Raw genomic sequence first — 13,975 nt, forward strand, 5'->3', positions numbered from 1 at the left:
TATAAAATCGCTAATTTTTTATCAGGGACTTTTAAATTATTACAGTCACTTAATCCCAGGATGCACGTTCATGTTGAAACAAGGAACGACAAAAATTTTGCTCCCTCATTTGATGCTTTTCTTGGTAAGTTTAAACTCCAGCATTATTCCTCCCCTCATTGGCCCTTTATTTATTGAGGCACAAGGACTATTCCCTAATACCCCTCAATCCTTTCGTATAAATATGTATAGCCAGGTAATGGGGGTATATTTTATTGGGGTCATTGTCGGTTCATACCTTTGTGGAAAATTAGCTGATAGGATAGGGAACAAAAAAACCCTTTTACTGTGTTTGTTTGGAGCCTTGCTTGGCAACATACTATGTTTATGGTCTTTATGGGTCATTAGTTTTATATTATTTTTTGCAGGCAGGATAATCGATGGCTTAATGGCAGGGAGAAGAGCAGTTATATTATCAATGATCTCCTATACTACTCCTGACAAATTGCAATCTTTCAGGTATTCCGAGACAACGAATGCAGCAGGGCTTTTGGTCGGTCCTGCACTCTGTGGTTTTTTAATCAATTACCATGCTCCGGTTCCTCTATATTATTATTCCTGGCCTTTTTTAATCATGTTTGCCCTTGGCGTTTTTAATCTAATAGTATTACCTAAAATCAGTAATAAGCCACAAAACTCGACAGCCAAGCAAAGCTCCTTTAATTTGGTAATGAGTTTAAGGAATCCAGTGATCTTGACCCATGCGATGCTTAGCTTTGTTTGGGGCCTTTATTATATTAGTATTTTACCTTTTGGTGTTGTCAAACATCAACTGGGAGTCGCCACGGTGGGTATTTTATTTACGGCAATGGTTCTATTCTACATTGCTTTTCTTACTATCACCCAATATTTGACAGTCAGAGGATATAAGTTATTTCAAAATAACAATTTTGCAATTTTGCTATTGATTATTGGTCTATTTAGTTTAGCCACTTTTGGAATATACTGGCAGCTTTTCTTATTTTCCAATCTTCTTATTGTTCTTTCTTTTTCTTTAATAAACCCCGCCTATCTTAACTTGATTGTGAATATATCAGAAGATAACAACAGAGGAACTTTCATCGGATTGCATAATGGTATAACCGGATTAGCAATAGCAGTTGCAGCACTTATTTCAGGAGTACTCTTCAATTTATCGCTTAGCCTTCCTTTTTTTGTTGCTGCCGGCATTGCCTTTCTTGTTGTTCCGCTCAGTACGGGCAGACTATAAAGGAAACATTTTTTTGAGGTTATAATCTAAAAAAAGCCTTTACGCTTAAATTACTTGCCTGCAAAATGCAACATTACAATTTTAAAGCAATGATGAATTTTGCTATTTCGTTTAAAATCCTGATCGATGGTCTGCAGTGTGATGTCTTGTACTGCATATTTCTCTTTTAGCATTGGCTCTAACTTAAATTGGCGCAGATTAGTTGAGAAATATAAAACACCATTAGGATTTAACAACCGCATTGCCATGTTAATCAAAGAAACATGATCTCTTTGAATGTCTAAAATATCGCTCATACGCTTTGAGTTTGAAAAGCTGGGGGGATCTAAGAAAATAACATCAAATTTATCCCTGGTAATTTTCATCCATTCCTTGCAGTCATATTGCAAAAATTGATGCTGGGACAAATTAATATCATTTAACCTGAAATTATCTTCCGCCCAAAGTAAATACGTTTTGGATAGATCAACATTCGTGGTTAATGCACCAGCTAGGGCAGCATGGACACTTGCGCTGGCGGTATAACAAAAACAGTTCAAAAATCGAGTTCCCGGCTCTAATTGAGCAAATTTCAAGCGCATAAGTCTATGATCCAGAAAGAGTCCTGTATCAAGATAATCATACAAATTCACTATCAATTTCGCCTTGCCTTCTGTCACTATCAATCTTTGGCTGGTTTTACCTATTTTTTGATATTGTTCTGAGCCCTTTTGCTGCTTTCTTTGTTTAACTATTAATTTTTCAGGGTGAATACCTAAGGCCCGTGGAACGACTTGCAACATCTCAAGACTGCGTTTTTCTGCCTTGTGTACTGGAATGCTGGCTGGTGGCGCATATTCTTGCAGTACAGCATAGTCATTATATATATCTATGGCATAGGCATATTCGGGTAAATCCGCATCGTAAATTCGATAACAGGCGATTTGATTTTTTCTTGCCCATTTCTGTAAATGATTTCTGTTTTTTTCCAATCGGTTAAATAGCATTTGTGCATTATCAGAAAGCGGGGCATCTGGGGTATTTTTTAGTTTATTTGCAGCAGAAAGAGTCAAACAATAGAGTTTGCACTCTAATGGGCCATTATATAAAGTATATTGCTTATCAGCTCGTAATCCTAATGCTTTAGCCAAAACTGGGCTGGAAGTTAAAATAGCCGCTTGCCAACCTTGATAACAAGTATGTAATGTAGTGCCCAATTGTTGATATAAAGGAACAAGTTGAGTTACCTCCCCCAATCGCTCACCGTAAGGTGGATTACAAACAACTAATCCTCTTTTTGTTCCTGGCCTACAAGCATTTAGCGGTAATGTATTAAATTCAACCAAAGGTAATACGCCTGCTCTCTCAGCATTGGAACGCGCAAGAGTAATTATTTTGCCATCAGTGTCAGTACCAACCAGCTTAACTGCCAGCGGTTTCACTTGCTGTAATGCCTGAGTTCGCAATTTTTCCCACAAAGAACTCTGATGCCGAGCCCAATATTGTAAGGATTGATCTTGTCGTAATAAACCTGGGGCAATATGAGCTGCCATCATGGCTGCTTCTATAACTAATGTTCCAGAGCCACAAAACGGATCATGTAAGCCATATCCCTGTGCGGCTAGCTCTGGCCACTTGGCCCTTAATAACATGGCTGCTGCAACGTTCTCCTTTAAAGGAGCCTTGCCTGCTTTTTTACGATATCCTCTTTGATGCAGGCTATATCCAACCAAATCAAAACTCACCGTTAAAATATCATTTTTCAAATGAGCGTGAATTAAAATTTGCGGTTTTTCTTTGTCGACAGAAGGCCTTGAACCATTCAAGCGGCGAAAATGATCCACTATTCCATCTTTGACTATCTGAGCGCCAAACATGGTATTACGAATTTGCTCAGAGGCACCATGAAATTCAATGGCTATGGTTTTATCATGGGTAAAAACAGTTTGCCAATGAAAATCGGTACATAACTGATGTACTGCTTGCTCTTTTGCGGCATGGCCACTAAATAAAATAAGCTGTATTCTGTTAGCAAGTCTTGACCATAAACATAAATTATAAATTACAGGCAGGCTAGCCTCACCATAGACACCTTGAGGACTCACTTGAGTCACATGAAGCCCCAATCCCTTGAGTTCGTCTTCCAGCAAATACTCCAACCCTTTTGAACAACTAATGAATAGAGAGTAATTCATTTTATTAAAGACCTTAAATAACGAAACAGTGCTTTAGCAGCACCCGTATTTTTCTCTTTCATCTGATCATCTAATGCCTTTTTAATCAGTTGCCTTAATTGTTGCACGTCCTCAGGTTGATAAGCATCGATAAACTCTGTCAAAGCGTCTTTCCCATCTTGTAATAACCTGTCGCGCCATAGCTCTATCTCATGAAAAGAGGCCGTAATTGAACTCTCTTCTTCAAGGATTTTCTCATAGGCAGCAAGAATGGCTTCAAAATCGGCTGCACGCATTAACTTGCCTATTAATTGCGCTTGTCGCCTTTTAGCCCCATGGCTTTTGATTGACCTGGCGTCAATAATTGCTTGACGTAAATTATCGGGAAGGGGCAAAGAATCCAGTTTGGATGCGCTTAAATCAATAAATTTAATGCCTATATCTTGTAAATAATGAGCATCTCTTTTTTTCTGTGATTTACTGATTTGTTCATCCATAGGGCGATATATTTATTAAAATAACGTTAATTATACTATATAAGTACCTATCCAGATAGGATAGACTCTAATCAATTTTGAATAAAAACAAGCAAATACCAACATCAACCTGCATCCTCCTATTAGTTAGCCATAGCTTTAAAAGCCCTGTTCCCGAAAAACAATAAAGAAAACTTATAAACTGAGAGACTCAATCCGCTGCCGCAAGTTTAACAGATGATTGGACGTATTGTTTGACAGGTCTTGATCGTAAATAAGTATGACCAATTGCTAAAAAATTATAGATAAGGATAAATAACAGTAAAAAATGCAGCCAGGTTATTGTTAATTTTGTAAAAATTGGAATGGTGATCATAACACCCAGACATCCTGAAAAGCTTAAAATCAAAGTCTTTTTTAACGGGATTTTATTTTTTTGTAAAAAAACTAATGTGGTCAGCGGCTGTTGCATGGCTCCTGCAGTGGTCATGATAGGAAAAGCTACAACTGGTGAAACATTCATTAAAAATAAAACACCTTGCACCATGACAAAAAGCCCTACTCCGACAGAGGTAAGAGAGCCACACACTACCATAGCAAAAAAGCCAATAACCAGCTTCCAGGAATGCAACTCTGTCAAATCACCACCTACTGGCAATAGACGCAATTGATGAGCGATTAAAAGAACAATGATTAGGGCAAATGAACAAATCATTGCCAGTCTAATGGCTTGTTTGCTTAACTGACTTACTACAAAACCACCTACTAACCCACCAATACAGGTTCCGGTAACTAAAGTAAGTAGCGTAGTTAAATCAACATCCACCATGTGGATGAAAAATAAAGATTCGATAGCGCCAGGGAGGACTTGAGCGCCATTATTTACGGCAGGTAATTCATCATCACGAAAGGTGCCTAATAATTTTGCCAAGGCTACATTAACAGCGAAACTGCCGACCCCCACTGTATCTGCAATAAAAGCAATAACTCCGCTACACATTAATTTAACATATTGGGAGAAGGATAGAGGCGAGGAAGGCTGCTGAATAAATTTTAAAACCATTACGGCCAGGCAGAAAAAACTCAATATTAGTATGCAAAGCGTGATTAAAAAAAATGCCATTCTGTTCCTAATACGAAAGTAATATATAATCCCAATGATTTTAAAATCAAAGCTTAAGGTTTCTATTCCAAAGAAATCTAAAAGAAAGATCCTGTTTGATTATATACTAATTTCTATGCCCAGCAAACAACACTGCGAGCAAAAATAGCTCGCGATGAATCACAAGAGATCACCGCAGTTTGTTGGAGGAAAAACTTGCCGGAAGCTTTTGCTCCCCCTAAATAACACACCCTGCCGTATCAATACCTACTTGACCAAAAGCGGACTTAACCTTATTGATATCGGTATTTAAATCCCTGGCAGCATAAATGACTCCGCAAGCTCCATTTTTAAAGTCTGTCGTAGGAGTCCAATATTTTGTGTTAGCAACAACCATGATGTGATAAGCGTTTTTAATACCCATATCCTTAGACATTAGGTAAAAAGCCTTATTGAACACACCACTGGCTGTATGAACTATGAAGCTCTGGCGTTCTTGAGGAAGTGCGATATGTGTATTGGCATAGGCTACTACCTCATCATAACTGATAGCACAATAGCTGCCATTGTTTTGAGCAATACCTTTGTCTAAACAATCTGCAGAGCTTCCATCAGAGGATGGGTAATCCATAAATCGCAAAGCTTTGCCATAAGAATCACGAACTATTGTTTCTCCAATACCCCATGTGACTTCATTGGGCTGTAAGTAAGCTTTGTTATACAACTGAGGATTTTTTTCCAAAAGATAAGCTCTTGACGCTTGTCCTGCCATATCAGATAGGGACTCATTAAGTGCACCTGATTGATCATGATACTCAAGACCAGAATGCTGCTCTGTAAAACCATGAGTCACTTCATGACCGGCTACATCTAAAGAAACCAATGGGTAAAAATCCAACCCATCTCCAAATGACATGGCTTGTCCATCCCAAAAAGCATTATCATAGTTTTGCCCAAAATGAACTCGCATAACCAATTGCATTGGAGCACCATTAGAATGTTGTAGGGCATTAAGTCCATACCAGTCTTTGTACATACCAACAATAACGTGTCCGAAATAATACGCATCATTGCCAGGAGAAAACCCTCCATTAATATTCTCTTCTATATTATTGTTACAAACGTATTCAAAAGGAGTATTTATCGTGTTTTCCCAATCCCATTGAGAATGGAGATTAACCAACTTGACTTTTGAGTTTTCCATGACGCATTGGCTGCCATTTTGAGTCACATCCAAAGCAGGTAATCCATCTTTACCATACCAATATTCCTGAACTTTCTCATTACCTCCAGGCCCTGTATCCAAATAATTTTTGATATTGTTCCATTGCTTAATCAAAGCCCCTGTTTGAGCATCAATAACAAAAAAAGGCCAGTCTGGTTTGCCATCCTGCTGCACGCTTTTAAATGAAACCAAATAAACCAGCTTTAATTGATTATTATGGTCTGGCCGAATCTGTAATTCAGCTGTTTCCTGTTGTATGCTAGATTGGGGGCTAAATTGAAAATAGGATTTTTTTGCATATTCCTTCGCTTGTTGCGCACTAATAGCCGGTTTCGTATTAAGTTCTATATTATCCAATAAATGGCCGTTCACCTCTGCATTGTCATTGGACTGCACTCCTGAGTCTGTTCCTTTAGTAATCATCACTTGGGCGCCAATAACAGGTATTCCTTTATACAGTTGCTGATAACGAACAATCATTTGATTGTCTTCTTTTGTTTGATTTAATTTTTGCAATGAATTATCAATAACAGCAGAAGAACTCTTTAAAATAATCGCATTCTTTGGTGTTTGTAGTATAGGGTATTTATTGATGCTATTGAGAGGGGCTTGATATAAATCTACATCGTCAGCAGCAAAAATACTTGAAGTAGATATCGACAAAATAAAAAACATTGTTTTTTTTAACATACACAACTCTCACAGAATACACAATGGCGCAAATAATGTCACAAAATTAAACATTATGCAATATTTATTTGCATATCTTGCCTTGATATGTGCGTATCCATACTCACCATGTATTAAAAATAACCACAAAGACTGAATCAGGGAGGCATTGTAGAAGAAGATAAGCTGGGTACTATGAAAAATGAAATACGCCCCTATTCGTAATTAATAATTTATAACAGAGTTCTGTTTGCTCAGACTGAAGACTTTATTTCAGACTCTAATTTGGCGCGATAACCTCCAGCCAGTTCTTGATATAAACGTACAATGCTTAGTAGCTCTTGCAATTTATCCTGATTTAAACTGATGTTGATTTTATCGAGCGAAATTTTGCTATTTAAGGTTTCTATATAACTTTGAATACCTGTCTGATATAACCTGTCGTTCAAATTATACGCTTTTGCCAAATGTTTTTGAGCCGACGCAGTTTGTTTGAGCTTATTGGTTAAACGCTCATTTTCTGATAAGGCATTGGTCGTATCTCTTAATGCTTTTTGTAAAGTATCAATATAATTATAATAAGAAACCTTATTTACGCCTTTAGCCTTGGCTACTGCACCTAAAACAGGCATATCAATAATGGGGGCTTTCAACAATTGATCATTAAATTTCACCGTTTTTTTCGGTAATGCGTAGCGGCTATCTCCAGCAGCCAAACCACCAATATAATCTAATTGTATAGTAGGTAAAAGATTACTTTCCGCAACGCCAATTCCTTCATGTGAAGCACGCAAACGGTTTTCAGCTACTTGCATATCAGGCCGATTTTCAAGAACTGTTAACGGTAAAGAACCAGGTATTAAATTATGATTTTTAAGTTGTAATAATTTTTTGACTGTTTTTATTTCGCCTGGATTTTGGTTTAGTAAATACCGGAGAGCATTGCGACTTATAACGATATTACGCTCTGTTACCTCGAGTTCGCCTTGTATCAAATTGACCTGGCTATACAACTCTTCCTGCTCAATTTCAGAACTTAATCCTCCTTGGTAAACTTTACTGGCAACCTTTGCCAACTGAGTTAGATCATTGGCTAATGTCTGTAAAAATTCTTTGCGTTCTATTTCTGCAAGATAGGTGAAATAACTTGCTGCTATTTGAGAAATAATTGTTAGTTTGAGAGCATCGTCTTCTGCTTTTACCTGTGCAAGAGTATATTTTGCCCTTTTTTGCTCTCTTATTTGATTGATGATATTTATTGTATAGTTAGGAATAAAAACAATCAAAACGCCGGGAAAACCAGTTGCCGGATTTCTTGAATAACCAGTCATAAGATCGAGGGTAGGCACCCACTGATAACGAATTTTTTTAAGCTCTCCCTCTGCCGCTTCAATGCTTCCTCTTGACATGCCAAGGCTTGTATTGGAAATCAATCCTCTTTCAATCAACTGGTTGAGAACGGGGTCTTTAAAATCACGCCACCAGGCTATGTAAGGAATATTCTTGCTATCGATATTTTTAACATTCTTGTCTTTTACCGACCATTTATTAATCACTTCAACATGGGGTCTGTGATAAGGCTCACTATAACATCCGACTAAAAAGACTGATAATAAAATGATTTTAACCGGACGTAGCATGCTTTACTCCCTCATTAAGATCAATTGTTTGCTCCCCTGCAACAAAATCTTTTAAGTGCACCAAATCTTTTTGAACCTGTTGAAATAGTTGATAATAATCAAACGTATGATAATGTTTAGTATAATAAGCCACATATAAGGCTTTCAGGCCAATGAAAATACGATTAGCCAATTCTACAAACTGATTAAATCCGTCCCCGACAGCATGTTCTGAACTGGTTAAAAACTGAGAATTTGTTATGAGCTTATTGACCTCAAACAAGCTGTCAGTCAACTTGATACAAGCTTGGAACCATTCTGTTTTTTTTATTTTACCCTGATTTAACAAACGAACCAGCCTGTATAGATCATCAATCACTTCAGCCTGAGTACTTTTGATAAATCGTTGCATCAATCCATAATGCCTAAACCAAAAATATTCAAAACCTAGAATAATAGTAAAGGCGATCAACGTGCAAAGAGTATAATCGAAAATAAAATAGGTGACTGGAAGGGTATCTTCCGTACTAAAGTAACCGGAACCAATTACTGACACATTGACCGTAAATACAGTGGGAACACTGTAGGCTCTCCCTACTAGAAAAAACGCGAAAAAAACCATTAAAGGCATAATCAGAATTAAGGTTCGATAATCCAGATGACCTATAAACCACAATAAATAGCCGCTAAATAAACCTAAAAGCACTCCTAAAAAACGATGATATGTCCTGAATATGGTTGTTCCATTGTCAAAACCGGCATAAATCATCATGACAGCAAAGCCCGTCCACCCGGCCCGCGGATAACGCAACCATTCCTGGACAAAAATAGTAAACGCAAAGACCGTACTGATCTGAATAGAGCGCAGCTCAAGATAAGAAAAGGCCTGTACTCTTAACCATCGGCGCATAAGTAATTCCAACTTAAAATTAATTGATACAAAACTTCCAACTCATGCGTTTCTTTAAATGCAGGCAGCTCCTGGTCAGAGAGTATCAGTGGTTGCTTCGCTTTACAGGATTGACAAAGACGTTCAAGATAATGATGTAAAACAATAACGTATTCCTTACGCAGTTGCTTTTGAAAAGACAGCAAGTACGACATGGTCAAGATTAGCTCAAAAGATAAAATGGTTATCTTTAATATACTGTAGCACTTAATATTTCTTGGCAGCATTTTGGAATAACGCTCCATCACAATAATGCCCGAAAAAATAGCGATAGTTTTAACTTCTCCCGTACAAATTTTTGCAGATAGAGATTCCAGGCCGGTAATGACTTCGAGAAAGGCACACTCCCAAATATCAAAATAATACTTTTTGGGAAAAATAAATAATCCAGCGAAGATTATCGCCATGGCTGCCAATGTGTATAAAGCATTATTAATGGCAATATAAAAATTGCTATCTGCTTCCACGCCATAAATCAGGGAATAGGATGCCAAACTTAGCATCAATGGAACAATAACAAGCATTTTTTTAAAATGGTGAAGCACGAGGAAATAAAGAGCCAAGGTATAGAAAAAAACGAAAAAAATAAAAAACACATTGTATACGGAAATTATGCCGAATAAGAATATAGAGAGTATGCTCCCTAAAAGGGTATAGAGTAAAAGCAAGTACTTCTCTTTTAGGGTTGTTCCCGCCGCCTCCACAGTAAAACATGTGATTGGGGCATAAAAATAATAGAAATACGGATTGTCAATGGAAGAAAAAAAGTAAAATATAATCATCAGTTCCAAAACAAATACTGCTTTTAGTCCATTAATACGATGTTCTTTATACCTATCGTAGGATGCGAGCTTATCTTTTAGTTGAGATATAAACATAAGCACTGGCACCAGGATTTAAAGGATAGTCAGGGTCGGGATCCAATATCTTGATTTGTAATGGAAATCGCTGAGGGAGCAACAGCCATTCATTTTGATTTGTAACAACCTGAATTTGGCTCTTTGGAGCAGTGCTTTGTCGTTCAGCAGCCCATAACGAGTTGACAACAACCCCATGAAATATTTTGTCAAAATAATACATGCGTAAAATGATATATGCTTTATCACCTTGACGTACATTGCGTAAGTCCGTTTCATTAAAATTAGCCTGGATATAATAATTTGCAGTATCTATAAAAGAAAACACCGGTTTATGGATCTCGATAGGGGTATTTGGAGAGACATACATATTATCTATCACTCCATCACCAGGAGCTCTGACAATGGTTAAATCAAGATTAACCTTCGCATTATCCATTTTTGCCTTAAGGCTGGCGACGGTATGTCTTTGTTGTTCAATTTTGGCTTGCAAAACCGCCACTTCCTGTTGCAGAGCATTTCTTTTATTACTTAAAGTAGAAACATCATAACCAAGATTTTTTAATTCAAGAACAGATACTGCTTCGGCCACGTTCTTATTTTTTTTTAGGCCAAGAGCAAACTGCGCTTTTTCAAGCTCAGCGTCCGTTGCTTTAATCAAAGCAACCGTTCTTTCAATCTGCTTTTGAAACACGTCTATTTTCTTTAATCCTTCCTTGTAATCAGCCATTGCTTGCTGATAAGCCAACTCATAAGGAACCCTGTAAACGCTAAATATAGGATCGTTCTTCTTTACTTTTTGGCCATTCTTTACATAGATTTCAGTAATAAAACCAGATACATCAGCAGCTACAGGAGTAACATTAGTAACAACAAACGCATTGTCAGTGAAAGGGATCAAATAGGAAAATAAATGAAAAAGACCAATAATAAGAGCCAAGCCAACGACAATGATGGGAAGATTAATGTAATTTTTGACCTTTTTAAAAAACATAGGGATAGAATAACTAAAGAAAAACCGGATATGTTTAGTTACTATTTTATACCATGTGGCAAACTTCTCTTTCACAATGCAGCGCCTCTTTGATGATGACTCTATAATACAACATCAGTTTATCTCTCAAAGAGAGAAACCCCAGGACAAGGCTCTCCCTTTTTCGGCATTAAAACTAAAATACCTCTTTTTTCCGTTTTCGAAACAATCGAGAAAGATTGTTAGGTGACTCATATAATCTGCTTTTTCCATCCTTGGGTAAATAACCCCATTGAGATTCTTCTGCCAGCACAGCCTTGGCATCTGAATACCCAGATTCCATTCGCTTCTTAATAACTACTCGGCCAAAGTTGTAGTCCTTCGAAGCCGCTTTTACTATTCTTGAACTGTAAGCCAAATGAACCAAGGTACAATGATGAGGGCTTCCAATATCTAACAAATGAGCGCTCTCCCTCTTTTGTTGATCCGTTAAAATACGGCTTAATTCCATCATTGAGTTTCGCATTTTTTGTCTCTGCAAATAATTGTAAATAGTACGTTGAGCATGAGTTCCATATGAAATGTCTTTTCTTCTCTCTTCAATTTCACTCATGCTTTTGGGAATAAACGATCGCCCACCAAAACAATCAATTAGAAAACACAAGGTGTTTTCTGCAGGAATGGCCTCCAGAATAACTTCTAATGGGGTGTTAGAGTGCACACCACCATCCCAATACAATTCTCCATCGATATTAACTGCAGGAAAGCCCGGAGGTAAAGCAGCACTTGCCATAATGTGCTCCACTTCTATACGATAATTGATATTATTAAAATAGATTAAATGGCCATTGCTGATTTGAACAGCACCAAGACTTAAGCGAATGGGGCAGGAATTTAGCAATTCAAAATCAATAAGATCGAGCAATGTCTTGCGAAGAGGAGTCGTATCATAATAGCTCAGAGTCGTTGGATCACCCCATAAAGGAATTGTTCCAGTGCACCATTTTGGAAAAAAAAACTCAGGCTGGCCAAATAATAAAGCACAAGCGGCACTTAACTTATTATAAAAATCTAAAGTGATATCAGATTCACCTAAAAAATCGAAAAAATTACCCGGGGCAATTTCATCCCAAAATCTTTCGAGTTTTTCAATACGCTTTTCTGGAGGATTTCCTACAATAATCGCCGCTTGTATGGCACCAATAGAGGTTGCTGCAATCCAGTCCGGTTCATACCCTGCTTCAAGAAGCCCTTTAACCACACCAAATTGATAGGCTCCCAAAGATCCACCGCCTTGAAGCACATAAGCCACACGAGGGAAACGTCCCTGAGCCTTGAGGGGTAAGTTATCAAACCGATTAGCATAAGGATTATTACCGTGCGGTTTAGACTCCACTTCCAAACTCATAAAAACTCCTTTTTCACTTTAGTTAACCATCGCATCCTGGCTGAAGTGTTGGGAATACTTGATGCCGGTTAATGACACTGTTCAAAATCAGATTGATAAATACATCGTTATTAAATAACGTGGGTTATGGATAAGGATTATATAAGAAGCTGTCAATATCCCGGGTTCGTTCGGGCTGAGGAGATGCGTAAGCATCGTCTCGAAGCCTTGGCACGAAACATTAAATTCCATACAAGGCTTCGAGACGGCATAAATGCCTCCTCAGCCCGAACGATTCAAGATAACGTATCCATAATTCACGTTAAATAAGTTTCGCAGAAATCATATGTGTTTAATCATTCACATTGTACTCATAATCCTTTGAGCAACCAAGATAATATATGAAGATCATTCTGAATAGTTTTAATTATCCGGTTAAAATCAACACAATAAGCAACTAAAAATGTCCTGTACGAAAATCATGTATTGCCTGCATAATTTCTTCTTGAGTATTCATTACAAAAGGACCATAGCGAACAATAGGCTCATGAAGTTTAGCTGCAGCTATCAGTAAACAATGATTTCTATTTTCATTGCCTTTGCCTTCTATTTGTATTCTTTCACCGTTTGTCAGGCTGGCTAAATTCCCTGCGGTAATTTGCTGTCCTCCTATATTCACAGCACCTTCAATGACAAAAAGAACAGCCTGATAATCATCAGGAATCGTTTGTTGAATAGTTGCATTTGCAGTGAGGGTGATGTCTAGAAACAAAGGCCGGGTCGCGATTTCAACAATGGGTGAACTTAATCCTTGATCAATTCTTCCTGCTATTACTTTGATGGTTGCACCTGATTCCATGACTTCAATAGGTAGTTGATCCGATGATTTTTCCTGATAACGAGGTTCTCGCCATTTTTCTGCAGCAGGCAAATTTAACCACAACTGCAAACCATGCAACCGGCCCGTTGAAGACGAAGGCATTTCCGAATGAATAATCCCTTTTCCTGCAGTCATCCACTGCACACCACCTGCGTTTATTACTCCTTTGTTACCTTTATTGTCTTCATGGGTAATGCTTCCCTCCATCAGATAGGTAATTGTTTCAAATCCGCGATGCGGATGAGGCGGAAACCCGGCTAGATAATCCAATGGATCTGAGCTGTCAAAATAATCAAAAAGCAGTATAGGTTCAAAGTGATTGGTTTTATCAGCTCCTATATAGCGACGTAATTTAACTCCTCCACCTTCGCGTATTAATGTTCCCTGGATTAACTGCTCTACTTCTATTGCTTTCATCTTAATTACTCATTAATTA

General features: G+C 37.7%; 11 protein-coding genes. 1 reads left to right on the forward strand and 10 read right to left on the reverse strand.

What is annotated here, in order from left to right; translation table 11 throughout:
- Positions 1-70: 70 nt before the first annotated feature.
- Positions 71-1,249: an MFS transporter gene (locus tag OQI99_RS11860; RefSeq protein WP_265732072.1), complete on the forward strand. Its 1,179-nt coding sequence runs from the start codon at positions 71-73 to the stop codon at positions 1,247-1,249.
- A 50-nt stretch (positions 1,250-1,299) separates the two neighbouring features.
- On the opposite strand, the gene rlmKL is transcribed toward OQI99_RS11860, so the two are convergent.
- From rlmKL to OQI99_RS11910, 10 genes are all read right to left on the reverse strand, one after another.
- Positions 1,300-3,423, reverse strand: a complete 2,124-nt coding sequence (gene rlmKL, locus OQI99_RS11865) for a bifunctional 23S rRNA (guanine(2069)-N(7))-methyltransferase RlmK/23S rRNA (guanine(2445)-N(2))-methyltransferase RlmL (RefSeq protein WP_265732073.1) — start codon at positions 3,421-3,423, stop codon at positions 1,300-1,302.
- Positions 3,420-3,899 (reverse strand): ribosome biogenesis factor YjgA, encoded by a 480-nt coding sequence (yjgA, locus tag OQI99_RS11870; protein WP_011945213.1) that lies wholly within the window; start codon positions 3,897-3,899, stop codon positions 3,420-3,422. Before yjgA ends, rlmKL begins: the two co-directional genes overlap by 4 nt.
- Positions 3,900-4,089: 190 nt before the next feature.
- Positions 4,090-5,001 carry a sulfite exporter TauE/SafE family protein gene (locus OQI99_RS11875; RefSeq protein ID WP_265732074.1) on the reverse strand — a complete coding sequence of 304 codons (912 nt, stop codon included), beginning with the start codon at positions 4,999-5,001 and terminating at the stop codon, positions 4,090-4,092.
- 217 nt (positions 5,002-5,218) lie between these two features.
- A complete protein-coding gene (locus OQI99_RS11880; protein WP_265732075.1) occupies positions 5,219-6,895 on the reverse strand; it encodes a M4 family metallopeptidase in 1,677 nt (558 codons plus the stop codon).
- A gap of 233 nt (positions 6,896-7,128) precedes the next feature.
- Positions 7,129-8,514 (reverse strand): TolC family protein, encoded by a 1,386-nt coding sequence (locus OQI99_RS11885; RefSeq protein WP_265732076.1) that lies wholly within the window; start codon positions 8,512-8,514, stop codon positions 7,129-7,131.
- Positions 8,498-9,403 (reverse strand): FUSC family protein, encoded by a 906-nt coding sequence (locus OQI99_RS11890; RefSeq protein ID WP_265732077.1) that lies wholly within the window; start codon positions 9,401-9,403, stop codon positions 8,498-8,500. Before OQI99_RS11890 ends, OQI99_RS11885 begins: the two co-directional genes overlap by 17 nt.
- Positions 9,388-10,320, reverse strand: coding sequence for an FUSC family protein (locus OQI99_RS11895; protein ID WP_265732078.1), 933 nt, complete (start codon positions 10,318-10,320; stop codon positions 9,388-9,390). Before OQI99_RS11895 ends, OQI99_RS11890 begins: the two co-directional genes overlap by 16 nt.
- Positions 10,295-11,368, reverse strand: a complete 1,074-nt coding sequence (locus tag OQI99_RS11900; protein WP_265732079.1) for an HlyD family secretion protein — start codon at positions 11,366-11,368, stop codon at positions 10,295-10,297. The genes OQI99_RS11895 and OQI99_RS11900 overlap by 26 nt, the downstream gene beginning before the upstream one ends.
- A 100-nt stretch (positions 11,369-11,468) precedes the next feature.
- Positions 11,469-12,680 (reverse strand): patatin-like phospholipase family protein, encoded by a 1,212-nt coding sequence (locus OQI99_RS11905; protein ID WP_265732080.1) that lies wholly within the window; start codon positions 12,678-12,680, stop codon positions 11,469-11,471.
- A 436-nt stretch (positions 12,681-13,116) separates the two neighbouring features.
- A complete protein-coding gene (locus tag OQI99_RS11910) occupies positions 13,117-13,956 on the reverse strand; it encodes a pirin family protein (RefSeq protein ID WP_265732081.1) in 840 nt (279 codons plus the stop codon).
- Positions 13,957-13,975 lie beyond the last annotated feature (19 nt).

Source organism: Legionella sp. PATHC039 (genome assembly GCF_026191275.1).
GTDB classification, from domain to species: domain Bacteria; phylum Pseudomonadota; class Gammaproteobacteria; order Legionellales; family Legionellaceae; genus Legionella; species Legionella pneumophila.